This is a genomic window from Ruminococcus sp. 1001136sp1 (assembly GCF_039841815.1).
Classification (GTDB): Bacteria; Bacillota; Clostridia; order Lachnospirales; family Lachnospiraceae; genus Blautia_A; species Blautia_A faecis.
Map to the genome: position 1 here is coordinate 1 of NZ_JBDPGY010000011.1, position 23,778 is coordinate 23,778.

General features: G+C 44.0%; 26 protein-coding genes, 1 tRNA gene and 1 rRNA gene. 22 read left to right on the top strand and 6 right to left on the bottom strand.

Annotation, left to right across the window (positions count from 1 at the left end; all coding sequences use genetic code 11):
• A 23S ribosomal RNA gene (locus ABHC48_RS11170) occupies positions 1 to 126 on the top strand; the annotation flags it as partial.
• Between the two features lie 146 nt (positions 127 to 272).
• Positions 273 to 343 (top strand) — tRNA-Trp (locus tag ABHC48_RS11175).
• 201 nt (positions 344 to 544) lie between these two features.
• Here ABHC48_RS11175 and ABHC48_RS11180 read toward each other — a convergent pair.
• Genes ABHC48_RS11180 through ABHC48_RS11195 form a run of 4 tightly spaced genes read right to left on the bottom strand, consistent with a single transcriptional unit; the run spans position 545 to position 3,872 of the window.
• The gene (locus ABHC48_RS11180; protein WP_195699660.1) at positions 545 to 1,693 is read right to left on the bottom strand and encodes an ABC transporter permease; all 1,149 of its coding nucleotides are present in this window, start codon (positions 1,691 to 1,693) and stop codon (positions 545 to 547) included.
• A complete protein-coding gene (locus ABHC48_RS11185; protein ID WP_195699661.1) occupies positions 1,680 to 2,804 on the bottom strand; it encodes an ABC transporter permease in 1,125 nt (374 codons plus the stop codon). Before ABHC48_RS11185 ends, ABHC48_RS11180 begins: the two co-directional genes overlap by 14 nt.
• A gap of 11 nt (positions 2,805 to 2,815) precedes the next feature.
• Positions 2,816 to 3,757 carry an ABC transporter ATP-binding protein gene (locus tag ABHC48_RS11190; protein ID WP_334285432.1) on the bottom strand — a complete coding sequence of 314 codons (942 nt, stop codon included), beginning with the start codon at positions 3,755 to 3,757 and terminating at the stop codon, positions 2,816 to 2,818.
• A complete protein-coding gene (locus ABHC48_RS11195) occupies positions 3,693 to 3,872 on the bottom strand; it encodes a DUF6783 domain-containing protein (RefSeq protein WP_334285447.1) in 180 nt (59 codons plus the stop codon). The genes ABHC48_RS11190 and ABHC48_RS11195 overlap by 65 nt, the downstream gene beginning before the upstream one ends.
• Here ABHC48_RS11195 and ABHC48_RS11200 point away from each other — a divergent pair.
• From ABHC48_RS11200 to ABHC48_RS11215, 4 genes are all read left to right on the top strand, one after another.
• Complete coding sequence (locus ABHC48_RS11200) at positions 3,849 to 3,902, top strand: DUF6783 domain-containing protein (protein ID WP_334285446.1); 54 nt, start codon at positions 3,849 to 3,851, stop codon at positions 3,900 to 3,902. The two genes, ABHC48_RS11195 and ABHC48_RS11200, sit on opposite strands and share 24 nt — an antisense overlap.
• A 356-nt stretch (positions 3,903 to 4,258) precedes the next feature.
• Positions 4,259 to 5,335, top strand: coding sequence for a histidine kinase (locus ABHC48_RS11205; protein ID WP_347505514.1), 1,077 nt, complete (start codon positions 4,259 to 4,261; stop codon positions 5,333 to 5,335).
• Between the two features lie 97 nt (positions 5,336 to 5,432).
• Entirely contained in the window at positions 5,433 to 6,053 is a 621-nt protein-coding gene (locus ABHC48_RS11210; protein WP_173769378.1) for a response regulator transcription factor, read from the top strand.
• A gap of 12 nt (positions 6,054 to 6,065) precedes the next feature.
• Positions 6,066 to 6,854 carry a LytTR family DNA-binding domain-containing protein gene (locus ABHC48_RS11215; RefSeq protein WP_173769377.1) on the top strand — a complete coding sequence of 263 codons (789 nt, stop codon included), beginning with the start codon at positions 6,066 to 6,068 and terminating at the stop codon, positions 6,852 to 6,854.
• Here the strand turns inward: ABHC48_RS11215 and ABHC48_RS11220 are convergent.
• A complete protein-coding gene (locus ABHC48_RS11220) occupies positions 6,757 to 6,963 on the bottom strand; it encodes a DUF6783 domain-containing protein (protein WP_334292548.1) in 207 nt (68 codons plus the stop codon). The two genes, ABHC48_RS11215 and ABHC48_RS11220, sit on opposite strands and share 98 nt — an antisense overlap.
• Between ABHC48_RS11220 and ABHC48_RS11225 the strand changes: the two genes are divergently transcribed.
• The gene (locus ABHC48_RS11225) at positions 6,883 to 7,080 is read left to right on the top strand and encodes a DUF6783 domain-containing protein (protein WP_334292547.1); all 198 of its coding nucleotides are present in this window, start codon (positions 6,883 to 6,885) and stop codon (positions 7,078 to 7,080) included. The genes ABHC48_RS11220 and ABHC48_RS11225 overlap by 81 nt on opposite strands.
• Positions 7,081 to 7,139: 59 nt before the next feature.
• Positions 7,140 to 8,009, top strand: coding sequence for a DegV family protein (locus ABHC48_RS11230; protein ID WP_173772601.1), 870 nt, complete (start codon positions 7,140 to 7,142; stop codon positions 8,007 to 8,009).
• Positions 8,010 to 8,049: 40 nt separating this feature from the next.
• On the opposite strand, the gene ABHC48_RS11235 is transcribed toward ABHC48_RS11230, so the two are convergent.
• A complete protein-coding gene (locus ABHC48_RS11235) occupies positions 8,050 to 8,940 on the bottom strand; it encodes a polysaccharide deacetylase family protein (protein WP_347505517.1) in 891 nt (296 codons plus the stop codon).
• A 602-nt stretch (positions 8,941 to 9,542) separates the two neighbouring features.
• Here ABHC48_RS11235 and ABHC48_RS11240 point away from each other — a divergent pair.
• From ABHC48_RS11240 to rseP, 14 genes are all read left to right on the top strand, one after another.
• Positions 9,543 to 10,643: an aminopeptidase P family protein gene (locus ABHC48_RS11240; RefSeq protein WP_244095581.1), complete on the top strand. Its 1,101-nt coding sequence runs from the start codon at positions 9,543 to 9,545 to the stop codon at positions 10,641 to 10,643.
• Positions 10,644 to 10,794: 151 nt separating this feature from the next.
• A complete protein-coding gene (locus ABHC48_RS11245; RefSeq protein WP_118578742.1) occupies positions 10,795 to 11,211 on the top strand; it encodes an amino acid-binding protein in 417 nt (138 codons plus the stop codon).
• 90 nt (positions 11,212 to 11,301) lie between these two features.
• Complete coding sequence (gene eno, locus ABHC48_RS11250) at positions 11,302 to 12,621, top strand: phosphopyruvate hydratase (protein ID WP_195982696.1); 1,320 nt, start codon at positions 11,302 to 11,304, stop codon at positions 12,619 to 12,621.
• 109 nt (positions 12,622 to 12,730) lie between these two features.
• Positions 12,731 to 12,967, top strand: coding sequence for a preprotein translocase subunit SecG (secG, locus tag ABHC48_RS11255; RefSeq protein WP_118578738.1), 237 nt, complete (start codon positions 12,731 to 12,733; stop codon positions 12,965 to 12,967).
• 197 nt (positions 12,968 to 13,164) lie between these two features.
• A complete protein-coding gene (rnr, locus tag ABHC48_RS11260) occupies positions 13,165 to 15,543 on the top strand; it encodes a ribonuclease R (RefSeq protein WP_347505520.1) in 2,379 nt (792 codons plus the stop codon).
• Positions 15,544 to 15,669: 126 nt separating this feature from the next.
• On the top strand, positions 15,670 to 16,140 hold the full coding sequence (gene smpB / locus ABHC48_RS11265; protein ID WP_021926591.1) for an SsrA-binding protein SmpB: 471 nt from the start codon (positions 15,670 to 15,672) through the stop codon (positions 16,138 to 16,140).
• A gap of 179 nt (positions 16,141 to 16,319) precedes the next feature.
• Positions 16,320 to 16,850 (top strand): acyl-CoA thioesterase, encoded by a 531-nt coding sequence (locus ABHC48_RS11270; RefSeq protein WP_330637356.1) that lies wholly within the window; start codon positions 16,320 to 16,322, stop codon positions 16,848 to 16,850.
• A gap of 348 nt (positions 16,851 to 17,198) precedes the next feature.
• Positions 17,199 to 18,170, top strand: coding sequence for a hypothetical protein (locus ABHC48_RS11275; protein ID WP_226855639.1), 972 nt, complete (start codon positions 17,199 to 17,201; stop codon positions 18,168 to 18,170).
• Between the two features lie 34 nt (positions 18,171 to 18,204).
• Entirely contained in the window at positions 18,205 to 18,906 is a 702-nt protein-coding gene (gene pyrH / locus ABHC48_RS11280; RefSeq protein ID WP_330590253.1) for a UMP kinase, read from the top strand.
• A 68-nt stretch (positions 18,907 to 18,974) separates the two neighbouring features.
• Complete coding sequence (gene frr / locus ABHC48_RS11285) at positions 18,975 to 19,529, top strand: ribosome recycling factor (RefSeq protein WP_118578734.1); 555 nt, start codon at positions 18,975 to 18,977, stop codon at positions 19,527 to 19,529.
• A 182-nt stretch (positions 19,530 to 19,711) separates the two neighbouring features.
• Positions 19,712 to 20,419 carry an isoprenyl transferase gene (locus ABHC48_RS11290; protein ID WP_118578732.1) on the top strand — a complete coding sequence of 236 codons (708 nt, stop codon included), beginning with the start codon at positions 19,712 to 19,714 and terminating at the stop codon, positions 20,417 to 20,419.
• A 1-nt stretch (position 20,420) separates the two neighbouring features.
• Positions 20,421 to 21,215, top strand: a complete 795-nt coding sequence (locus tag ABHC48_RS11295) for a phosphatidate cytidylyltransferase (protein ID WP_347505522.1) — start codon at positions 20,421 to 20,423, stop codon at positions 21,213 to 21,215.
• A gap of 92 nt (positions 21,216 to 21,307) precedes the next feature.
• Positions 21,308 to 22,450: a 1-deoxy-D-xylulose-5-phosphate reductoisomerase gene (gene dxr / locus ABHC48_RS11300; RefSeq protein WP_347505524.1), complete on the top strand. Its 1,143-nt coding sequence runs from the start codon at positions 21,308 to 21,310 to the stop codon at positions 22,448 to 22,450.
• Between the two features lies 1 nt (position 22,451).
• Positions 22,452 to 23,738 (top strand): RIP metalloprotease RseP, encoded by a 1,287-nt coding sequence (rseP, locus tag ABHC48_RS11305; RefSeq protein WP_347505526.1) that lies wholly within the window; start codon positions 22,452 to 22,454, stop codon positions 23,736 to 23,738.
• Positions 23,739 to 23,778 lie beyond the last annotated feature (40 nt).

Sequence of the window (23,778 nt, forward strand, 5' to 3'; positions counted from 1 at the left end):
CTCAAGATGAGATGTCCCATTCGAAAGAAGTAAACCCCCTTGAAGACGACGAGGTAGATAGGGCAGGGGTGGAAGTGTGGCAACACATGGAGCTGACTGTTACTAATAGGGTGAGGGCTTGACCAAGAAATGAGAAAGGCAGTTATAAAGTGGCTGCCAGACTCACGCAGAGGTAAAATGATTCCATTAGGATGTAACATGTATGTAGTTTTGAAGGTACAAAACCTTTCAAAGAGACGTGACTAGTAATAGTCACTTTTTCTTCATAAAATAGGGGATTGGTCAAATGGTATGATAGGGGTCTCCAAAACCTTTGGTGGGAGTTCGATTCTCTCATCCCCTGTTTTCTTAAGCGTCGGAAGCCTTGATTTTACTGGGTTTCCGGCGTTTTTCATTTTGTGGGATTTTCTAACGATGTCACCTATGATGTCAACTAGGAATGATTCCTAGTTTCTAAAAAGATATGACCTGTTTGATTTGTTTTTAATTCATTTCTATTGATTTATTGCTAAAATAGTAGAATCATGTGCAGAAAAGAGGGGCATTACCCCTCTTTTCGATACCTTGAAACTACCAGAATCAAACACATAAACATGGCGGCAAACAACACCTCAATCCCCATATCAATCCGTACCTTTCCAAGAAGCTCCGGTGTCAGGGAATGATGTCGGCTTAGAATTTCATTTACCTGTTCATACCAGTATACTGGCAGAAACTGGGCGACTTTCAGAACCGATTTGTCCATCACATCCATAGGGACGAAGACGCCACAGAGGAAGCACATGGAAAGAGAAACAATATTGGCTACGCCGCTTAAAATATTGCTGTTTGGAATAAACATTCCAATCAGGTAAGAGAGTGACAGTGAAACTACTAACATAAGCAATGTATTTGCAATATAATAGCCACGAAGTTCAGAATCCCAAAAGGTATTTCCATACATCAGCACTACCCCCAGGATACCAAGAAGCCACAAGAAAGCACCAATTACCCCCATTGCCAGCAATCCCTCCAGGGACTGACGTCTCACTGAAATAGCGGAAGCTTCCATCCGTTTCTGAATATCTCCCTTTTTGAAAGCCATAAGAATATATCCCATGGTATAGCAAAGAGCTCCCAGAAAAAGATAAGGAATATAACGAAAATAATAAGTGTAAGGAACCAGATCACTGCTTGCAGAATCAGAGGAAATCTTGGTGACCGGTTTATGAACTTCGGTTTTTACTGCCTGAACGGCTTCCTCCTGGGAAAAACCGGCAGCAACATAAGTCCGGATGGTACTGATATAACTGCTGATCTGCTGGTCAACATAATAGGAGCTGTAGGATCCTGGAACCTTGGTGACCTTCAGTGGCTGATTTCCTTGAATGCAAGCCTCGTAAAAGTCAGCTGGAATCTGCACAATATATTCCACATTACGGTAAAAGAGATTTTCCTGAAGTACTTCCGGATTATTTTTCATAGGAATTACATTGTGAATCGTGTTAAGATAATCCACAAATCCCTGAGCCAGAACGCCTTGATCTTCCTTTACCACTCCAATATCAATGCTGGTATTTGCATAAAGGCTGTCTTCACTTTTTCCAGCGGCCATCTGCATGACAAGAGCCACAGAAAAGAAAATACCAAGATATATAATGACCAGCGTCACATTCTGTCTTAAAATTTTCATGTAACATTTAAATACTATCATAGCTTTCCCTCCGGATCAGTAAAAATGAAGCAGTCACTAATGTTATGCTCATCACTGCAAGAGTGAACAGGTTGCGGTAATAGCGGCTCATATCGTCATACACATTGATGCAGTAAAAAGCATCAGAAATAAGTGCTGCTGGATTGATCCGGTTAATAACAGGCATATTTTTTTCTATCAGATCCTTCATGGTATTGTCCATAAGTCCTGATAAAAAGCTGCAGACCATGGAAAAACCAAGAATAATACCAATCTTTCCCCCTTCTTTCATTTTTCCAAGACTACCTACAAAAATTCCAATAGAAACCCCGATCAGGGATCCGAAAAAAGAAATAAGCAGCATGGGTCCGATTTTTCCCTGAAAATCCAGCTTTAAAATATAGCGAAGATAGATCAGCAACACGATTACATCGAAATAGCCAAGCAAAAAAGAAGCAATCTGCTCTGAAAGAATCAGCTTCAGTTTATGCGTTGGAGTGACGCAGCGTCGTGCGGCAAGTGCTGTGAGATTGGCTTGAAGAGTTATGGCAGAGCCAAATCCGATAAAACAGCCATAGAGGCAGGTCATTGCAATCAATGCATAGAAAAACTGTGCACTTCCGTTAATAGTCTGTCCGCCAAGTGAAACTTCAGTAAGTGTTTCCTGCTGATTTAACATCTGCTGGATTCCGCCCCACAGACCGGATGGATGTGTGCGGACTATATTGCGGATGGTACTTTTTCCGGTTTCGTAGCCGGACAAAATGGACTGAAGGATGCTCTGGGGGATTCCGTTGGAAGCTACTGTAAGGGAAGGGGAGCTTCCCACCTGATAAATACCGGAAATTTCTTCATTTTCCAGTTTGGTAAGTGCAGCAGATTCAGATAATTCCTGAGCAGCAATCAGATGATTTCCGTTGTTTTCAATTTGATCCAGAAACATAAGAAACAACGTGTCAGCGCCGTCCTCTTTTACAATTCCAACCTGTACAGTCTCGAAATCAGCATCATCAATATTTCCAAAAGCAAAATAGAACATAGTTCCAAGAAGAATTGGAAAAATAAGAGGCCAGAAAGTGGTTGCAAAGTTTTTCAGCTTTACCAGAAGGTTATATTTGATCAAATGCAGCATGGTAGTCCTCCTTAATCTCGCAGCTGTTTCCCTGTGATTTCCAGAAATACGTCATTTAAAGTAGGCAGCTCAGAGGAAACCTGACCAAAGGAAATATCCTGGCTCTGCAGGTAATTGAGAAGCCGGATCAGGTTGTGACGGGCACCTGTGCACCGTACAGTGAGAATCTGTTCCTCGTAATGCAGGTCAAATACGTGTGGAAGAGCCCGGATGTCAGCCAGATTCTCCGAGGTAAGAGGAATGGCCTCAATAGTAATGGTCTCGCCGGTTTTGATCATTTTTTTCAAATCCTCTTTGGTGCCGGAGGCAATCACATGACCGTGATCCATAATTGCGATCCGTGTACAGATCTGCTCCACTTCTTCCATATAATGGGAAGTGTAAATGATGGTGGAACCCTGTTCATTCAGCTTCTGAATGCCTTCCAGGATTTTGTTCCGGCTCTGGGGATCAACGGCTACCGTTGGCTCATCCATAATGATCAGGCGAGGCTTATGAGCAATTCCACAGGCAATATTCAGTCGGCGGAGAAGACCGCCTGAGAGCTTCTTTGGACGCATTTTGCGGTAATCGTTAAGATCGGTAAAGGTAATGGCTTCTTCCACCAGTTCTTTTCTTTTTCTCTTATCCGGGACATAAAGTCCGCAGAAATAATCAATGTTTTCATAGACAGTCAGTTCGTCAAAAACAGCCACATTCTGCAGCACGATTCCAATCTGCTGTTTTACTTTGTAATTGTCGGGACGCATTTCCTCTCCGAAAATATGAATGCTGCCTTTGTTGTATTTAAGAAGAGAAAGCATACAATTGATAGCTGTAGTCTTTCCGGAGCCGTTGGGGCCAAGAAGACCAAAAACCTCTCCTTCCGAAATACTCAGGTTTAGGTGGTCAAGTGCCACCAGGTCCCCATATCTTTTTACCAGATTTTCTATTTGAACAATATTTGTGGACACGATTTTCCTCCTTCGGATTTTCCCCGTATAGTAGCTGTATCATAAATTTGGAGCGTGTTTGAAAAAGGCTTTCGGCAAGATGTACGTCACAATTTGTGGGAGATTTTGCCCGGATGAGGACGCCGTAGCGGGCTACGGCAACTGAATTTGGGCGAAATATACCGGCAAAGTGAAGCATGCAGATTGCAGGAATGCTTTTTCAAGTACACTCTAGTATAAAGGAATGAGGGAAAAGCGCCAAGTGTCAGATGTCACGGTCTTCACATGACAAATGTCATAAAATTACAGTTCGTTCCATTCACAAAAACATCTCGCGGAACATTATCAGTAAACCGTAATGTTATAAAGCGCAGAACCTTCTTTACAGCGCAAGGTCAGTTATACTATAATAAGGGAAATGTCTGTAAGGCATATATGTAAAAAAACAGGTTAAATATTTGAAAATTACCGGTTACGGAGTGAACAGCAGTAGTTGGGAAAAATGAGAAAGAAGGTGACAGAGTGGGATACTTTTGGGACTGTGGATTGCTGGTATTTTATAGCTTTCTGTCACTTTTTTTTCTGCCGCCAGTGGCAGGCTTTCTGATTGCTTTTTTGAGCTGTGTAAGTGTGATCTGTTGTGGATATACGGTGAGAAAGAAGGCATTGCGGTTAATCCTTTGCATTTTGTTCGGATTTCTGGGACTGGCTATTCCAGAGACCTTTATCTTTTATCCATGTCTTTTTTATCTGCTTTTTCATGAAAAAATGAGGGGGCTGGCAGCAGTAACAGTGATGTTTTTTCTCTGGAAAATACCTGAAAGCAGGGAAAACATGGGCCTTTTTGCAATGACCGGTGTATTTGGATTTTTACTGGCGTTTTTTATGGAGAGAAATACCGCAAAGAGTCAGATTCTGGAAGAGAAGCTGCGAAGGATCCAGGATGATTCCAAGGAGCGAAACCTGCTTTTGTCTCAGAAAAATAAAGCTTTGCAGGAAAAACAGGATTATGAGATCTATAATGCTACCTTAAAGGAACGAAACCGGATCGCCAGGGAAATCCACGATAATGTGGGACATGTACTTTCACGTTCAATCCTTATGGTAGGGGCTGCAAAGACCATAAATAAAGATCCCGGGATGACCGCCATACTGAAAAATCTGGAGGATTCCCTGAACCATGCTATGAACAGCATCAGAAATAGTGTCCATGACCTTCACGATGAAGCAGTAAATTTAGAAGAAGTGGAAAAGAGCCTGGTTCATGAGTTTACATTTTGTTCGGTGCAGATGGTTTATGATATGACAAGAGAGGTTCCAAGGGAGGTGAAATACTGTTTTATCAGTATTACCAAAGAGGCCTTCGCAAATATTATGAAGCACAGCAACGCCACGAAGGTGCAGCTGATCCTTCGGGAGCATCCGGGACTGTACCAGCTTTGTATAGAGGATAATGGGACAAATACTTTTTATGATCCGGAAAAATCCGGTATTGGAATTGTAAATATGAAAGAAAGGGTAAATGCCCTGGGTGGAACCATACAGATTTTTACGGATAAGGGATTCCGGATTTTTATTACAATACCCAAATGTGGTTGAGGTGGATTCCGATAAAGATACAGTAAAGCGGGCATACAGATTATGAAAAATATTTTTTGAATGTATTCCGGAAATGAAAGAAAAGCAGGAGTAAGAAATGAAAATAATAATTGTAGACGATGACTGCCTGGTGGCGGGTGCTTTGAAAACCATTCTGGAAGTGAATGAGGATGTGGAAGTGTTAGCGACTGGAGCAGACGGAAAAGAGGCCTGTGAGCTTTATGAAAGGTATGAGCCGGATGTGCTCCTTATGGATATTCGAATGGAGAAAATGGACGGTCTGGAAGCATCCCGGAGTATTTTGTCCAGGTATCCAAAGGCAAATATTCTGCTTCTTACCACTTTTTCCGATGACGAATACATAGTAAAAGCCCTGCGTCTTGGTGCAAAGGGATATCTTCTGAAGCAGGATTACGGCAGTATTCTGCCTGCACTTCGGGCGGTTTACTGTGGGCAGACAGTATTTGGAACAGAAATAGTTTCCAGGATTCCAGACCTTTTACAGGGAGAAAAGAAGTTTGATTATGGAAAATATGACATTAATGAGAGAGAATTTGAGATGATAGAGCTGATCGCAAATGGATACAGCAATAAGGAGATTGCGGCAGAGCTTTTCCTGAGTGAAGGAACCGTGCGGAATTATCTGAGCATGATCCTGGAAAAACTGCAGCTGCGTGACCGTACACAGGTGGCAGTTTTTTATTACCAGCATAAATAGGAGCGACAGAAGATGAACATACAGAAAATTGGAGACCGGACAGCAGAGCTTTTGAATTTATATTATAACAATGAGATAGAGCCTTTTTTGAACTCTTGTCATGAGGATGTTCTTTGGATAGGCCCTGCAGACAAGCAGGTGATCCGCGGAAGAAAAAATCTGGTAGATGCTTTTCACGCTGAGAAACACGAACTGAAGTTTTCCCTGAATAATCTGACGGTGCTGCCGCTTGCCACTACAAGCAGTACGGTGGCAGAAATCATGACTTTTATGCTGGTAGATACGATCTGGCCGGATAACAGTGCAAGCCGGGTAAATCAGCGTATGCAGTTTACCTGGGTGGAGCAAAAAGGTGTGCCGAAGATACGTGTGATCTTTATTTCAAATGCAATTCAGTATGATGAGAGGGATGGCATTTATCCGGTACATTATGATGAGAATTATCGTAAGTTTGTCCTTACAGGAGAGACCAGATCAGAGCGGATTTATGTGAAAGGGATTGATAAGTCCATTCTTTATCTGAACTGGTCTCGCGTGATCTATGTGGAAAGTCTCGGCAATCATACGGTGATCCATACTCTGGATCAGGAGTTTGAGTCTACAGAAAGCCTGAAAACTCTGGAAAAACGTTATGGGAACCTGTTTCTGAAGTGCCACGAGAGTTACATGGTAAACCCGGCGCATGTCCATTCTATCCGCAGATTTAAAATGACTGTAACAGGAGGACGGGAACTTCCTGTTCCGGAAAAAAAGTATACGGCAGTAAAAAAGACGCTGCAAAAAATAATTGTAGCCCGTTAGAGCGTATCTGAAAAAGGCTTTCTGCAAGATGTGCGTCACAATTTGTGGGAAATTTTGCCAGGATGAGGGCGCCGTAGCGGGCTACGGCAACCGAATTCGGACGAAATATATCGCAAAGTGGGGCGTGCAGATCGCGGGAATGCTTTTCCAACATGCTCTGTGGAAAACGTTACAAAAGTACCAAAAATGTAAAAAACACACACGTCATAAAAGAAGTATGCTATAATGGGAGCACTTAACCGATTACGGTATAAGGAATTGCCAATTAAATGAGGAGAACCAAGTATGAGTGATTATGTGATCATAACAGATACATCTGCAGATATTCCGGCAGACATTTTAGATAAGGGTCAGATTCATCTGATTCCTATGGTATACCAGTTAAACGGAGAGGAGTGCCCGCACAGGAATCCGGGAAACTGGGACAGCAGGGCTTTTTATGACAAGCTTCGTGCAGGTGGAACCGGAAGTACTTCCCAGATTTCCCCGGCTACATATACCGATTTTTTTGAACCGTTTCTGAAAGAGGGCAAGGATATTCTTTATATTTCCCTTTCCGGAGGACTGACTTCCACATGGCAGAGCTCTCGCATTGCAGCGGCTGATTTGATGGAAGAATACCCGGAGCGTAATATTTCCTGCGTGGATTCTCTTGCAGCCACAGGAGGACAGGGAATCCTGGTAATCCTGGCAGCAGAAAACCAGAATAAAGGAATGTCCCTGGAGGAGAATACGTCATGGCTGGAGGAGAATCGTCTCCATATCTGCCATTGGTTTACAGTAGATGATCTTGATTTTCTGAAACGAGGCGGACGTATTTCCCCCACAATCGCCTGGATCGGCGGTAAGCTGAAGATTAAACCGATTCTTCGTATTGTGGAGGATGGAACTCTGGCAATCCCGGAGAAGGTACGCGGCTCCAAGGCTGCTATGAATACGATCGTTTCCAAGTATATCGGTTCCGGATTAAATGAGGAGCACCCTTATGTATTTATCTGTCACGGTGATGCTGCTGAGCAGGCTGAGAAAGAGAAGGCTGCTATCCTGGAAGCTGTACCACAGGCTCAGGTTATTATTATGCCAATGAGCCCGATTATTGGAATTCATACTGGTCCTGGAGTACAGGCGGTTATTTATTTTGGAAATAACAGATAACGAAAGCCTTTTTTCAGACACGCTCCAGGATAGCAAAAATTCAGAAATCATTGAGCATTCCAAATGTATATCCCATTTCTTCCCATTTGGTCAGCAGTTCATCCAGAATCTGTCCATTTGTGGAAGAAGTATTGTGCAGCAGGACAATTGCCCCTGGGTGGATCCGTGTGAGAAGCTTATCGAAGGCTTCCTCTCTGGTTGGCTGTTTATCCTGATACCAGTCTACGTAGGCAAGACTCCAGAAGAAGGTTTTATACCCCAGTTCCTTTGCCATGGACAGATTTGCTGTACTGTAAATTCCCTGAGGCGGCCGGTAGAATTTCGTCATGGATTCTCCGGTCGTTTCTTTATACAGATTTTCCACGCCCTCCAGCTGTTTCCTGAAATCATTCAGGGAAGAAATCCCGGACATATCCGGGTGAGTGAGAGTATGATTTCCTACAATGTGCCCTTCCTGAACCATTTCTTTTATCAGATCTCCATTATCTCTTATGAAATTTCCAACAACGAAAAAAGTTGCTTTTACATTGTGTTTTTTCAATGCATTAAGAAGCAGCGGTGTATTGCCATTTTCATAGCCACAGTCAAAAGTAAGGTAGAGTATTTTCTCCTGGGTATCCTTTGCAAAGTAGGCGTTATAGGAAGCAAGCTCTTGAATGGAAGCATTTCCTACAGGACGTTTTCCTTCCTCCTGGAAGCTGAGTCCCCAGCTTGCGCAGTCTGATGAAGTAGCGACTGCTTCCGGGGGTGAAAAATGGTGAACGATCACCCGGGCGGCAGAACCGGCCAGAAAGGACAGGGCGAAGAGGAGAGGAACGCCGGCGTAGTGGAGAAAGTCTTTGATCGCAGGGCGCTTTTTCGAGCAAAAAGAGGAAATATGCGAAGAGAATTTTTCCTTCAGTGCTGGAAAAGAAAAAATGGGAAATTTCATGAAGAGAAAACCTCACGGGTATTTTTTTACAGATATATGAGAAAATAAAAGGTTTATGCCAGAGCGTGTTTGAAAAATCATGCGAATAAGGGCAAGGCAGCTGCTTGAAAATGAAAGGAAAATCCAGACATTAATTAAGCCACCAGCATCGACGTTTACTGGTGGCTTAAATCTGATCCATATCCAATGGAATGTACCTCTCTTTCCGAATATATTATGCGTTTAAAACAATTGGAATTAAGGCTTACGTTCTTGGTGGACTGTACCTCGCTTTTCTTAAAGTGTTAAAAATTAAGATGTTTCGTTATGCTTCTGGTGGTCCGTACCTCTCTTTCTTAGATTATAAGTAATGAACTTATGTTTTCGGTGGTCTCACTCCTTTTTGTTTTTATTTTTAAGTTCCTTTTGTTTTATGAGCTTACTATAACAGATTACTTCTCGTTTGTCAACAAATAATTTGAAAAAATATTATTTTATATAAAATAAAAAGTTTATATATGCGAAAAGAATTGAAAATTCAGACAATATTTCCGCGTATAATGTGGTATGATGAAACTATAAAGAATATGGCTTTTCAACGTGATAAAGTGCTGGGAAGCTGTATGACAGAAGATGAGGAGGAAGCAAAGATGTTAAATGCAATTCTTGATGAATTGAAACTGAATGCCCTTGTGATCACAGATCCGTATAACATGCGACATGTAAGCGGTTTTCGCGGCGGCGAGGGCGCTTTATATATTTCAGCAGCCCAGAAGGTGCTGATCACAGATTCCCGTTATACGGAGCAGGCCGGTAAAGAGAGCGATTTCACAGTAATCGAAGAGTGCCGTGGGCATAACCGTCAGACGATCCTGAAGGAGTGTATGGAGAAGGAGAATGTAAATGGCGATTTCCATATGGGATATGAGGATCAGTCCATGCTTTGCTGTGATTTTGATAAGCTCAGAAAGGAACTGCCGGTTCAGACATGGACACCTCTTGGCAGCAGAATCGATGATCTTCGCCAGATTAAGACTGAGGAAGAACTGGAGTACCTGGCAAGAGCTGAAGAAATCGGGGACAAAGCATTTGCAGAATTTTTGAAAATCGTGAAACCAGGAATGACAGAGCTGGAAGCTGCGGCAGAGCTGGAATATCTGATGAAAAAAGAGGGAGCAGAGGATTTAAGCTTTAACACGATCATCGCTTCCGGTCTGAATTCTTCCATGCCTCATGCAATCCCAGGAGATAAGAAGCTGGAGGAAGGGGATTTTGTTACCTGTGATTTTGGCTGTAAATACAAGGGATACTGCTCCGATATGACACGTACCTTTGTTCTCGGAAAAGCAAGCGATAAACAGAAAGAAATTTACAATGTTGTATTAAAAGCACAGCTGGCCGGTCTTGCAGCAGTAAAGGCTGGTGTAAGCGGAGCGAGTGTGGATAAGGTTGCGAGAGATATTATTACAGAGGCTGGTTACGGTGACTGTTTTGGCCACGGACTTGGTCACAGTGTAGGTCTTTTCATCCATGAAAGTCCGCGCCTGTCTCCCTCTGACGATACCATTCTGAAAGCCAATATGATCGAGACTGTTGAGCCGGGTATTTATGTACCTGGTTTCGGAGGGGTTCGTATTGAGGATATGGTAGTGGTAACGGAGGATGGCTGCCGCAATCTGGCACATTCTCCTAAGGAACTGATTGAGGTTCCCGTTGAGAAATAAAGAGCTGATATATATAGTGAATAGATAGTGATGTCGCCGACAGGCGAAATGTCTGTTTTGTGAAAGAAAATTATCTGCCCGGGCGGCATCTGAGTTTCTTTTATGATTAAAATGTTAATATTGTTATTAAAATATGGAAAGGAATAAGAAAATGCTGAAACAATTATCAATTTTTGCGGAAAATATCAAAGGGAAAATGCAGAAGGTGACTGGAATCCTCCTGGAGGAGGATATTAATATCCTTGGTTCTGTTACCAATGACAGTGCTGAATATGGAATTATACGTATGGTTGTTTCCAAACCTGAGCAGGCGTTAGAAGCGCTGACAAAGGCTGGTTTTATCTGTAAGCTTAGTGATGTTCTTGGAATCGAGGTAAAGGATGAGGTTGGTAATCTGAACAAACTGCTTCTCAGTCTCCAGGAGAGCAACATCAATATTGATTATCTGTATCTGTCTTTCAACCGTGCTACCGGACTTCCGATCATGGTTCTCCACGTACCGGATATCAGTGAGGTGGAGGCATGTCTGAGAAATAAGGGATTTAATTCCATTTCTGAGGTTCATTGAGCACTTCTGACAGAAACAGAATCTGAAATCCTGCATAGAACTCTGAATAGTTGGAAAAACTACCGTTATCAATCTTTAGGAGGTAAGGAAATGTTACGGTATTTGCCTATTCGGAAGATTCACGCAAGACAAATTCTGGATTCCAGAGGCAATCCTACTGTGGAGGTAGAAGTGACAGTTGGAGAAGGCGTTATTGGAATCAATGGATATACAGGCCGTGCAGCGGTTCCATCCGGCGCGTCCACAGGAAAATTCGAAGCACTGGAGCTAAGAGACGGCGATAAAGGAAATTATAAAGGCCTTAGTGTACAAAAAGCAGTGGATAATGTAAACACAAAAATCGCGGAGGCAATTCTGGGAGAAAATGCACTGGATCAGACCTATATTGATTCTCTTCTGATCCAGACAGATGGTACGGACAATAAAAGCAATCTTGGGGCAAATGCCACTCTTGGTGTTTCTATGGCGGTGGCGAGGGCAGCCGCTATGGCACTTCGGATTCCGCTTTATCAGTATATCGGAGGCTGTCATGCGAACAGGATGCCAGTACCAATGATGAATATTTTGAATGGCGGGCGGCATGCGGACAATACAGTGGATCTTCAGGAGTTTATGATCATGCCAGTTGGGGCTTCCTGTTTTTCAGAGGGAATCCGCATGTGTGTGGAGATTTATCAGTCACTGAGGATTCTTTTAAAAAAGAAAAATCTGTCTACAGCAGTGGGCGATGAGGGTGGTTTTGCACCGGATCTGAAGGATTCCAGGGAGATTCTGGAATTGATCCTTGAGGCTGTGAAGAACGCCGGATATGAGCCGGGAAAAGATATTGGCATTGCCATTGATGCGGCAGCCAGTGAATTATATGACGGAGAAAAAGATGGCTACTATTTTCCAGGGGAGAGTAAGATGACTGGAAAAGAGGTGATCCGGGATTCCAATGAAATGATCCGTTATTACGAAAATCTGTTAGATGAATTTCCTGTTGTTTCCATTGAGGACGGACTGCAGGAGGATGACTGGGAGGGCTGGAAGGCTATGACGGAGCGGCTTGGAAGCCGTGTACAGCTGGTTGGGGATGATCTTTTTGTGACAAATATCAAACGGCTGGCCTGTGGAATAAAGCTCGGAACAGCAAATGCAATCCTGATCAAGGTAAATCAGATCGGAACCCTGACAGAGTCTCTGGAGGCAGTAGAACTGGCTGCACGGGCGGGTTATCGCTCTGTTATTTCCCACCGCTCCGGTGAAACGGAGGATTCCTTTATTGCAGATCTTGCAGTGGCAACTGGTGCGGGGCAGATCAAGACTGGTGCACCATGTCGTTCAGATAGAAATGCCAAGTATAATCAGCTTCTGAGAATCCATGAGCAGCTTGGCAGACTGTCGATGTATGAGAATCCGTTTGCCTGATCCTGAAAAAAACGATAGCGTAATTTGTCCAAATTCAAGATAAAAAAGAGTTGAAATCAAATGCTGGCTATGGTACAATATCTCCTAGTTGATTAGGAGGTGTAACCACGTGCAGATTTTAAGAACGATTTTAACAATTCTTTTTGTTATAGATTGTATTGCCCTTACCGTAGTAGTCCTTATGCAGGAAGGTAAGTCACAGGGGCTTGGTGCGATCGCCGGAGCTGCAGACACATACTGGGGTAAGAACAAAGGACGTTCCATGGAGGGCGGTCTTGTTAAGGCAACTACAGTTATGGGAGTTTTGTTCTTTGTACTGGCAGTTGTATTGAACTTGAATTTCTAAGAATAAACTGGGAAACACTCTTGTTGATCTGATCGCAAGAGTGTTTTTTATGTAAGCGGAAAATCCTGCTTTGCAGGATTCTTTCCTGATAATAGGAAATTATGGAAAGATGGTAGAAAAGTTTCGTGATAATTACAGTCTGTGCGTGCGATTTTAATAGAGCAGCTTGCGTGTGCAGGTATTAAGAAGGAGACAAATTGAGTAAAGACAGAGAATTTGACAAACGAAAAAAATTTATGATGGAGCTTCTTGGAGATCCAGTGTACCAGCCTATGCGTTTCCGGGAAATTGCAGGTCTTCTGCGCCTTTCAAAGGACGAGAAGAAAGATCTGTACCGTGTTCTGGATGATCTGGTAGCAGAGGGAAAGGCTGACCTGGATTCCAAGGGACGTTATTCCAAAGTAACTGGAAGAAAGCGCGGGAAAGAGAAGCAGCGTGGAAAAAGAGAAGAACGTGACGAGAAGTTTTCGGGTAAACGTTCCGGGAAATATGCAGAAGAAAGCTCCGAGAGACGTACCGGGAAAAAAGATGAGAAACATTCCGATAAGAAATATAATGATAAGCAGGCGGGAAAGTATGATCACCGCAAGCCCGACGATCGTTACGGCAGGGGAAAAGATAAGTACAATGAATATCCGGACAGTCCATCTGTGGAAGGCACCTTCATCGGTCATCCCAAGGGCTTTGGCTTCGTGGAAATCGAGGGGGAAGACAACGACGTATTTATTCCGGAAGATTGTACCGGAACGGCTATGCACCAGGATAAGGTTCGTGTTATAATCACAAAAGAGCCGCAGGAAGGCAAACGCCGTGAGGGAATTGTAGTAAAAGTTCTGGAAAGAGGTATGACCCAGATCGTGGGAACCTACGAGAACAGCCGTGACTTTGGTTTTGTGGTAAGCGACAATCCTAAATTTTCCAGGGACGTATTTATTCCGAGAAAAGATTCCCAGGGAATCAAGGATGGGGATAAGGTAGTGGTGGAAATCACCAGCTACGGAAGCAAGAACCGCAATCCGGAAGGGAAGATCGTAGAGAATCTGGGAAGCTGCCGTGCACCTGGAACAGATATCCTTGCCATTGTAAAAAGCTTTGGCATTCCAAGCGAATTTCCGGATAAAGTAATCCGTCAGGCTGACCGTGTACCAGATCATGTTCTGGATGCTGACAGGGATGGCCGACTGGATCTTCGCCATCTTCAGACCGTCACCATTGACGGAGAAGACGCCAAGGATCTGGATGATGCAGTTACTTTGACAAAGGAGAATGGCATCTATCATCTTGGTGTTCACATTGCAGATGTAAGCAATTATGTACAGGGAGGAAGTGCCCTTGACCGTGAGGCGTTGAAGCGGGGAACCAGTGTATATCTGGCAGACCGTGTAATTCCCATGCTCCCGGTACGGCTTTCCAACGGAATCTGTTCTCTGAACCAGGGGCAGGATCGTCTTACTTTAAGCTGTCTTATGGATATTGATAAAAAAGGAAATATGATTTCCCATAAGATTGCAGAGACTGTGATCTGTGTAGATGAGAGAATGAATTATACAGATGTGAAAAACATTCTGGAGGATACTGACGAAGAGGCAAAGAAACGCTATGAAAAACTTGTTCCCATGTTTTTCCTGATGAAAGAGCTTTCTGAAATCCTTCGTGGAAACCGCCATCACAGAGGCTCCATTGATTTTGATTTTCCGGAGAGCAAGATTATCTTAAATGCAGCAGGAAGAGCCATTGACATTAAGCCATATGAGGCAAATGTGGCAACAAGGATCATTGAGGATTTCATGCTTATGGCAAATGAGACTGTGGCAGAGGAGTGCTGCAGGGATGATATGCCGTTTGTTTACCGTACCCATGAGACTCCGGATCCCGAGAAAGTGGAGAGCCTTCTCACACTTCTTCATAATCAAGGAGTGCCGGTGCAGAAGAATGGACAGGAGATTACCCCGAAGGAGATCCAGACTATTCTGGAGAGCATTGAGGGACTTCCAAACGAGCCACAGATCAGCCGCCTTACTCTTCGAACCATGAAACAGGCGAAGTATACTACAGAATGCAGCGGCCATTTTGGACTTGCAGCGAAATATTACTGCCATTTTACTTCTCCAATCCGTCGTTATCCGGATCTTCAGATTCACAGGATCATTAAGGATAAGCTTCGGGGACGTCTGGAAAGAGAGGGAAAAACAGAGCATTATAAAGAGATTCTGGAAGATGTGGCACGCCAGTCCAGTGTGTGTGAGCGCCGGGCGGACGAAGCAGAGAGAGAATCTGACAAGCTGAAAAAAGCAGAATATATGTCTTACCATATTGGGGAAGAATTTGAAGGAATCATTTCCGGTGTTACTGGCTGGGGCTTCTATGTGGAACTTCCAAATACGGTAGAGGGACTGGTTCATGTAAATACACTGAGGGATGATTACTACACCTTTGATCAGGATGCTTACGAGTTGATCGGCGATGTGACACACAAGGTGTTTGCACTGGGACAGAAGGTGCGTGTGAGAGTTGCGGACGCAGATACCATGCTGAAGACTGTGGATTTTGTTCTGGCAGAGGAGCAAGAGTGGTAATTAGAAGTTACTGTTCATTCTGCGATCAAAAACACGCTTTGCGATGCATAGAAACTACGCTCTAGAACAGCAACCCTTTGTTTTGAGCGCCCGCCTGCAGGCGGAAATCCATATAGGGAGGAACTTATGGCAAAGAAACCAGGAATCAAACTGATTGCAAATAATAAAAAGGCATTTCACGATTATTTTATAGAAGACACGTATGAGGCAGGAATTGCCCTGGCAGGAACAGAAGTAAAATCCCTGCGTATGGGAAAATGCAGCGTCAAGGAATCTTTTGTGCGGATTCAGAATGGGGAGGTTTATATCTATGGAATGAACATCAGCCCATACGAAAAAGGCAATATTTTCAATAAAGATCCCCTTCGTATCCGTAAACTTCTCCTTCACCGCAGTGAGATCAACAAGATGGAAGCCAAACTGAAGGAAAAAGGTCTTACCCTTGTGCCAATCAAGGTCTATTTCAAGGACAGCCTTGTGAAGGTGGAAATTGGTATGGCAAGAGGTAAGAAATTGTATGACAAACGTCAGGATATCGCTAAGAAAGATCAGAGACGAGAAGCAGAGCGTGATTTCAAGGTGAAGAATTTATATTAAAAACAATGGGAGCTGGGGATTTTTATGATGAAAAATTCCCGGCTTTCGTAAATTTCTGTTAAACATTTATAGGGGATCAGCTGTAAAGATGCAGCATATAAAAAGTCAGACAGGTCAATATGGTATTTATTTAATATTCGCTGTACAGGCAGCATGAAAACAGTAAAAAGAGGTTGGCTATGGAAGAGAAAATAAAAGAGAAAACACAGGAAGCAAAGGAAACAATAAAAGAAAACCGTCCGATGAAAACCGTAGAGGATTCCAGAACGGAGCAGGTTCATCTGATCATGCACCAGCACTTAAATGCCGGCGGCAGGCTGTTCGGAGGAATGCTGATGCAGTGGGTGGATGAGGTGTCCGGCGTGGTTGCCATGCGTCATTGCGGAACTTACCGTGTCACAACTGCAGCTGTGGACAATCTGCAGTTTAAGGAGCCCGTTTACGAGGGCGAGATCCTTGTGATGATCGGCTATGTGACCTATGTGGGAAATACCTCCATGGAAGTGGAAATTGATTCCTATGTGGAGCGCGGGGATGGAATGCGTTACCTGGTTAACCGTGCTTTTTCTGTGATGGTAGCTGTGGATAAGGATGAGCGTCCTACCCGAATCCCCGGCCTTATTATCCACACAGAAGCTGAGAAAGGACGCCATGAGGCAGCTCTGCTCCGCAGGGATATGCGTAAAGAGCGAAGAGACGCCGGGTTTTAAACATTGAGACATGTTGTCAAAAACTATTTGAGTCAGAGATAGAGAAAACTGTCCCTGGCTCTTTTTGTTCACAGAAGAAGTACGCAGGATCTTCCTTCCCGGTGAAGGCACCAGAGAGAATGGGGAAAAGAAACCCGAGAGTTGCGGCGCGAAATCGTGCAAAGCATGATTTCTGTGCATCGCGAAGCGTGTTACTGTGAATGGAGTGAACAGTAACGAAAAGTTTAAAAATTGTATGAAATCATCCCGCGTTCGGTTGACAAGTCTGTCATACTCTGTAATAATAATGGAGAACAAAAAGTGGATATTAGAGGAGTTTAATTCCATTTTGTGGGAGGAATATAGATTATGAAAAAACGTTATGTGATTCTTGCAGCACTTTTGGTCACTGCTTTGGCAGCAGCCGGATGTGGTAAGAAACAGACTGAAGATACAGGTAAGGATGGCCAGGTAACCGTGGCTCCGGCTGAGAATACAGATACAGCTTCAAGCGATGACAGTTCCCTGGTAGAGATGCAGAAATCTGACGATGCAGATATCAAGAATGTGATTGGTGATAAGACTTCCACAGCTTCCAAGCTGATTCTTGTGAACGGTACCGGAGCTGCTGTGAAGGGACTTTACATTCGTCCGACTACGGATGACGATGATGACTGGGGCACAGAGCTGATCAATGGATTGTTTACTTTGAATGATGGCGACAAGGCTCTTTACTATTATGAGCCGGACGAGAAGGATGCAGATGGAAATGCGGTGACAAGCTATGACATCCGGATCACGTATGAGGACGAGGATTATACAGATTGTTATTTCCGTAAGCTTCCGCTGAAGACAATTTCAAAGATCACTCTTCATATGGATGGAACTGCTGAGGATGGAATTCCTTATGCTACTTATCTGACAGGAACGAGTAAGACAGAAACTTCTACCCTGAGTGAAGTGATGGCGCGTCTTGGTCTTGATGACAGCGAAGACAGTTCTGAGGATGATTCTCAGGAAACGGATACAGCACCAACGCCTACATCTGCGCCGCAGCAGTCAGATTCCACTGCTGCACCTACATCTGCACCGCAGCCTACAAGTACCCCGGATAATAATGGCGGCAGTAATACTGCACCGGATGATTCCAATGCAGATAAGGCGAAACAATATATCGGACAGCCGCTTTCCAGTCTGGTTGCAGCACTGGGAGAGGCTAACGGAAGTGATTATGAGAACGAGCCGGAGACCGGAGAGACAGGATATCATTATTATGACTCTTTCACAGTTTCTACTACTGTTGATGACAGCGGAAATGAGATTGTTGCCGGAGTATGGTAAAATTAAAGAATAAAAAATAAGGCAGGATAAAAGCATGGAAATGAAAAGAGTTTTATTAAAATTAAGCGGTGAGGCTCTTGCCGGACCGAAGAAAACAGGATTTGACGAGGCGACTGTTCTTGCAGTAGCGAAGCAGATCAAGGCAATTTCTGATGAAGGAGTACAGATCGGCATTGTGATCGGCGGTGGAAACTTCTGGAGAGGACGTACCAGTGAGACGATAGACCGCAACAAGGCAGACCAGATCGGTATGCTTGCTACCATTATGAACTGTATTTATGTATCTGACCTTTGCAGATATACAGGTATGAAGACTGAGATTTATACACCATTTGCATGTGGTGCATTTACCAAACTGTATTCCAAGGACAGCGTAGAAGAGAGCTTTGCACAGGGCAAGCTGGTATTCTTTGCAGGCGGTACAGGACATCCGTACTTCTCTACTGATACAGCTACGGTTCTTCGTGCAGTTGAGATCGAGGCCGATGCGATTCTTCTGGCGAAGGCAGTTGATGGTATTTATGACAGCGATCCGAAGGTAAATCCTGACGCTGTGAAGTATGATGAGATCTCTATTCAGGAGGTTGTTGACAAGAAGCTTGCAGCCATGGATCTTACAGCTTCTATTATGTGTCTGGAGCAGAAAATGCCGATGATGGTATTTGCTCTTGATGAGGAGAACAGCATTATCAACACTGTTCACGGAAAATTTTCCGGAACAAAGGTTACTGTATAAGCGCGTTGCGCAGAAAATAGGATAATACTGCTTACCGGCAGAAAATCATAAAGAGGGAGATTAATTTTATGGATGAAAGAATTCAGAAGTATGAAGAGAAAATGAAAAAGACATTGGGCAGCTTAGAAGCAGAGCTGACTACTATCCGTGCAGGACGTGCCAATCCGCATATCCTTGACAAGCTGACAGTAGATTACTACGGAAGCCCTACACCGATTCAGCAGGTGGCAAATATCACGGTTCCGGAAGCTCGTATGATCCAGATCCAGCCATGGGAATCCAGCCTGATCAAGGGAATTGAGAAAGCAATCCTTACTTCTGATCTTGGCCTGAACCCGAATAACGATGGAAAAGTGATCCGTCTTGTTTTCCCGGAGCTTACCGAGGAACGCCGTAAAGATCTGGTTAAAGATGTTAAGAAAAAAGGTGAGGCAGCTAAGGTTGCTGTCCGCAACATCCGCCGTGATGCCAACGATGCATACAAGAAGCTGAAAAAAGAAGAGGATGTATCTGAGGACGAGATCAAAGAGTTAGAGGACAAAGTTCAGAAGCTTACAGACAAATACATCAAGGATGTAGATGCTGCAGTAGAAGCAAAAGGTAAGGAGATTATGACTGTATAAGGGCATATTACCTGAAGCGCAGAGCTGTTTGGACTAAAAATCTGCAAAACAGGATCCTTTTATAAAGAAACCGCAAAAAGAGCTCTTTAAAAAGAGCTCTTTTCTGCCCTTGTGTATGAAATTGTACGAATAATCTGAACGCTTATAACGAAAAAAGAAAAACAAAATACAAGGAGAAAAATATGAACGTACCCAATCATATTGCCATTATTCTGGACGGCAATGGCCGCTGGGCAAAGGCAAAGGGACTGCCTCGTGGCTATGGACATGTTAAGGGCTGCGCCAATCTGGAGCAGGTCTGCTATGATATTAAAGATCTGGGCGTGAAATATCTGACAGTATATGCTTTTTCCACGGAGAACTGGAAACGCTCCAGAGAAGAAGTGGACGGGCTTATGAAGCTGTTTCGCAGTTATCTTAAGAAATGTATCAAAATATCCCGGGATAATAAGATGAAAATCAAAATTATCGGCGATATCTCTGCTTTTGCACCGGATATTCAGGAAAGCATCCGTAAACTGGAGGAGTTTTCCAAGGATTATGATGAGCTGTACTTCCAGATCGCCATGAATTATGGAAGCCGCGATGAGATTACAAGAGGAATGCGAAAGATGGCACAGGATGTGGCGGATGGAAAAGTTTCTCCGGATCAGATCACAGAGGATACGATTGGAAGCTACCTGGATACTGCAGGAGTGCCGGATCCGGATCTTCTGATACGCACCAGCGGAGAACAGAGACTTTCCAATTTCCTTATGTGGCAGCTGGCTTATACGGAATTCTATTTTACAGACGTGGCATGGCCGGATTTCCATAAAGCAGAATTAGTACAGGCTATTGAGAAATATAATCAAAGAGACAGAAGATATGGCGGTGTGAAGGAGGAGTAAGATGTTTAAAACACGTCTTTTAAGCGGTATTGTGTTGGTCGCAGTTGCGCTTCTGACTATTATCAGTGGAGATTATGTGCTGTTTTTTACACTACTTGGGATCTCTCTGATCGGAATGCAGGAGCTTTATAAGGTTATGAAGGTTCGGGAAGACCATTTTAATGCCCTGGAAATTGCAGGCTATCTTGGAGCTGTGATCTACTATGTGCTGATGTCGCTGGATTTTGAAAAATATGGAATGATGGGCGTGATCATTTCGTTCATGATGTTTATGTTCGTTTACGTATTTACTTATCCCAAGTTCAAAGCAGAACAGGTGATGCCGGCGTTCTTTGGGGTGGTATATGTGGCTGTAATGCTCTCCTTTATTTATCTTACCAGGAACCTTCCGGATGGAAAATTCCTGGTATGGCTGATCTTTTTATGCTCCTGGGGATGCGATACCTGCGCATATTGTGTGGGAATGCTGATCGGCAGGCACAAAATGGCACCAATCCTCAGCCCGAAGAAATCAGTAGAAGGTGGAGTAGGCGGCGTGGCAGGTGCTGCGCTTCTGGGCGCGATTTATGCAGCTGCAACTGGCGGCAGGATTGCAGAGTATGCACTGATCTGTGCAGTCGGAGCGCTGATCTCCATGGTGGGAGATCTGGCTGCTTCTGCTATTAAGAGAAATCAGGGAATCAAGGACTATGGCAAACTGATCCCGGGACACGGTGGAATCCTGGACAGATTTGACAGTGTGATCTTTACAGCTCCGGCTATTTATTTCCTGGCGAAGCTTGTGTTGGGAATCTGATTCAGGATTGGCAGCGAGAAGCATAAAGGAATAAAAAGTGTGGAAATGATAAGATATGATTTGTCCCGGAAATGGACTGAGAGGAATTTGAAATGAAGAAAATTGCAATTTTAGGTTCAACCGGCTCTATCGGTACACAGACTCTGGATGTAGTGAGAGCTAACGGTGATATAGAGGTGCTGGGAATCAGTGCAGGAAGAAATGTGAAAATGCTGGAAGAACAGGCAAGAGAGTTTCATCCTCAGCTGATTGCAGTGTGGGATGAAAATGCGGCAAAGGATCTGGAAGTCCGTCTTGCGGATATGGATGTAAAAATTGTGTCTGGTATGGAGGGACTTCTGGAGCTTGCACGTATGCCCCAGACAGACATTCTGGTTACCGCTGTTGTAGGAATGATTGGAATCCGTCCTACAATGGAGGGAATCAAGGCGGGCAAGGACATTGCTCTTGCAAACAAAGAAACATTGGTAACAGCAGGTCATCTGATCATTCCCATGGCAAAAGAGCATGGGGTTCAGATCCTTCCGGTAGACAGTGAGCACAGTGCTATTTTCCAGGCCCTTCATGGGGAAAAGCGGGCGCAGGTTGAGAAGCTTCTGATCACAGCTTCCGGTGGCCCCTTCCGTGGGAGAAAAAGAGAAGAACTGGAACATGTGACGCTTGCGGATACCCTGAAGCATCCGAACTGGGTAATGGGACAGAAGATCACAGTAGATTCTGCAACCCTGGTCAATAAAGGTCTGGAGGTTATGGAAGCCAGATGGCTGTTTGATGTGGATCTGGATCATATTCAGGTTGTTGTCCAGCCAAAGAGCATTATCCATTCGATGGTAGAGTTTAAAGATGGTGCAGTTATGGCGCAGCTTGGAACTCCGGATATGCGGCTTCCAATCCAGTACGCACTCTATTATCCGGAACGCAGATATCTGGATGGAGAGAGACTGGACTTCCATAAATTGAAAGAGATTGCTTTTGAAGATCCGGATATGGATACATTCCTGGGGCTTCCAATGGCTATGGATGCTGCAAGAAAAGGCGGCAGTATGCCTACTGTGTTTAACGCAGCAAATGAGCTGGCTGTAAAGAAGTTTTTACAGGAAAAAATCGGTTTTCTGGATATTTACGACATTATTGCACAGTCTATGGAAAGACATACAGTGATCCGGAATCCTGAGCTGGAGGAGATACTGGCAGTAGAAGACGAGACTTATAAATGGATTGAAAGCAGGTGGTAGGTTGAAGATTATTCTGGCATTATTGATTTTCAGTGCGATCATTCTTTTTCATGAGCTGGGGCATTTCCTTCTTGCAAAGAAAAATAAGATCGTAGTAACGGAGTTTTCCCTTGGAATGGGACCAAGGCTGCTTAGCACAGAGAAGAATGGAACAAGGTATTCTCTGAAGCTTTTGCCCCTTGGCGGTTCCTGTGCCATGCTGGGAGAAGATATGGAAGATGAGTCCAAGGGAACTTTCAATGGTGCACCGGTTTGGGGAAGAATCGCTACAGTTGCAGCAGGACCGGTGTTTAACTTTATTCTGGCCTTTGTGTTTGCAGTGCTCATTGTTACGCTGGTGGGCTATGACCCGGCAGAGGTTACGCAGGTGGAGAGTGGTTCTACTGTGGCTGAAGCCGGTCTTCAGGAAGGGGATATTATCAAAGAATATCAGGGGTATCATATTGATCTGGCAAGAGATCTTTATCTGTATATGTATCTGAATAATCCGCAGGAGGATGAGACCATTCATATGACTGTGGAGAGGGATGGCAAAGATGTGGAGCTGGCCTTCAAACCAGACGTACAGGTGAGATACCTTCTTGGCTTTAACAGAAAGAGTACCGATTCCCTTGAGGTGGCATCCCTGATCCCGGGAATGGGTTTATCTGAAACTGGTGTGGAGCCTGGGGACGTGATCACTTCCATTAATGGCACCAGACTGGAGAGTTCGGACGATTATACTGCATATCTTGCAGAGCATCCTCTCACAAGTGAGCCTGTGACCATTACTTATGTGCGTGATGGCCTGGAATACAACGCTGAGGTAACTCCATCAGAGTCCCGCACAGCAGTGCTTGATTTTTCTTATAATCTGGCGTACACGAAGACACATGGATTTGAAGTGCTGAAGTATGGAACACTGGAAGTAAAATATATGATCCGTTCTACCTTACTCAGCCTGAAAGAGCTTCTTACCGGTGGGCTGGGCGTAAAGGATTTAAGCGGTCCGGTTGGCATAGCTGATGCAATTGGCAGTACCTATGAGGCAAGTAAGAGTGAGGGCATGCTGACAATCTGGGTAAATATGCTGTATATGGCAGCACTTTTATCTGCAAACCTTGGTGTTATGAACCTGCTTCCGCTTCCTGCACTGGATGGCGGCCGGCTTGTATTTCTGATTATCGAGGCTATCCGGAGAAAACCGGTGAACAGACAGATTGAGGGCATGGTTCATTTCGCAGGTTTGATGGTGTTGATGCTTTTGATGGTTGTAGTTATGTATAATGATATTTTGAAGATTTTTTAATCTTTTTGAAATGAAAAAGCTGTAAAAAATGAAAGAGAAG

Excerpts from the sequence above, each read along its gene's own strand:
- ABHC48_RS11290 (WP_118578732.1), top strand. The coding sequence starts at position 19,712 with ATGAACGTACCCAATCATATTGCCATTATTCTGGACGGCAATGGCCGC.
- smpB (WP_021926591.1), top strand. The coding sequence starts at position 15,670 with ATGGCAAAGAAACCAGGAATCAAACTGATTGCAAATAATAAAAAGGCA.
- pyrH (WP_330590253.1), top strand. The coding sequence starts at position 18,205 with ATGGAAATGAAAAGAGTTTTATTAAAATTAAGCGGTGAGGCTCTTGCC.
- dxr (WP_347505524.1), top strand. The coding sequence starts at position 21,308 with ATGAAGAAAATTGCAATTTTAGGTTCAACCGGCTCTATCGGTACACAG.
- ABHC48_RS11185 (WP_195699661.1), bottom strand. The coding sequence starts at position 2,804 with ATGCTGCATTTGATCAAATATAACCTTCTGGTAAAGCTGAAAAACTTT.
- ABHC48_RS11215 (WP_173769377.1), top strand. The coding sequence starts at position 6,066 with ATGAACATACAGAAAATTGGAGACCGGACAGCAGAGCTTTTGAATTTA.
- frr (WP_118578734.1), top strand. The coding sequence starts at position 18,975 with ATGGATGAAAGAATTCAGAAGTATGAAGAGAAAATGAAAAAGACATTG.
- ABHC48_RS11295 (WP_347505522.1), top strand. The coding sequence starts at position 20,421 with ATGTTTAAAACACGTCTTTTAAGCGGTATTGTGTTGGTCGCAGTTGCG.
- ABHC48_RS11270 (WP_330637356.1), top strand. The coding sequence starts at position 16,320 with ATGGAAGAGAAAATAAAAGAGAAAACACAGGAAGCAAAGGAAACAATA.
- ABHC48_RS11275 (WP_226855639.1), top strand. The coding sequence starts at position 17,199 with ATGAAAAAACGTTATGTGATTCTTGCAGCACTTTTGGTCACTGCTTTG.
- ABHC48_RS11245 (WP_118578742.1), top strand. The coding sequence starts at position 10,795 with ATGCTGAAACAATTATCAATTTTTGCGGAAAATATCAAAGGGAAAATG.
- ABHC48_RS11240 (WP_244095581.1), top strand. The coding sequence starts at position 9,543 with ATGACAGAAGATGAGGAGGAAGCAAAGATGTTAAATGCAATTCTTGAT.
- eno (WP_195982696.1), top strand. The coding sequence starts at position 11,302 with ATGTTACGGTATTTGCCTATTCGGAAGATTCACGCAAGACAAATTCTG.
- ABHC48_RS11230 (WP_173772601.1), top strand. The coding sequence starts at position 7,140 with ATGAGTGATTATGTGATCATAACAGATACATCTGCAGATATTCCGGCA.
- ABHC48_RS11180 (WP_195699660.1), bottom strand. The coding sequence starts at position 1,693 with ATGATAGTATTTAAATGTTACATGAAAATTTTAAGACAGAATGTGACG.
- ABHC48_RS11235 (WP_347505517.1), bottom strand. The coding sequence starts at position 8,940 with ATGAAATTTCCCATTTTTTCTTTTCCAGCACTGAAGGAAAAATTCTCT.
- ABHC48_RS11225 (WP_334292547.1), top strand. The coding sequence starts at position 6,883 with ATGTGCGTCACAATTTGTGGGAAATTTTGCCAGGATGAGGGCGCCGTA.
- ABHC48_RS11210 (WP_173769378.1), top strand. The coding sequence starts at position 5,433 with ATGAAAATAATAATTGTAGACGATGACTGCCTGGTGGCGGGTGCTTTG.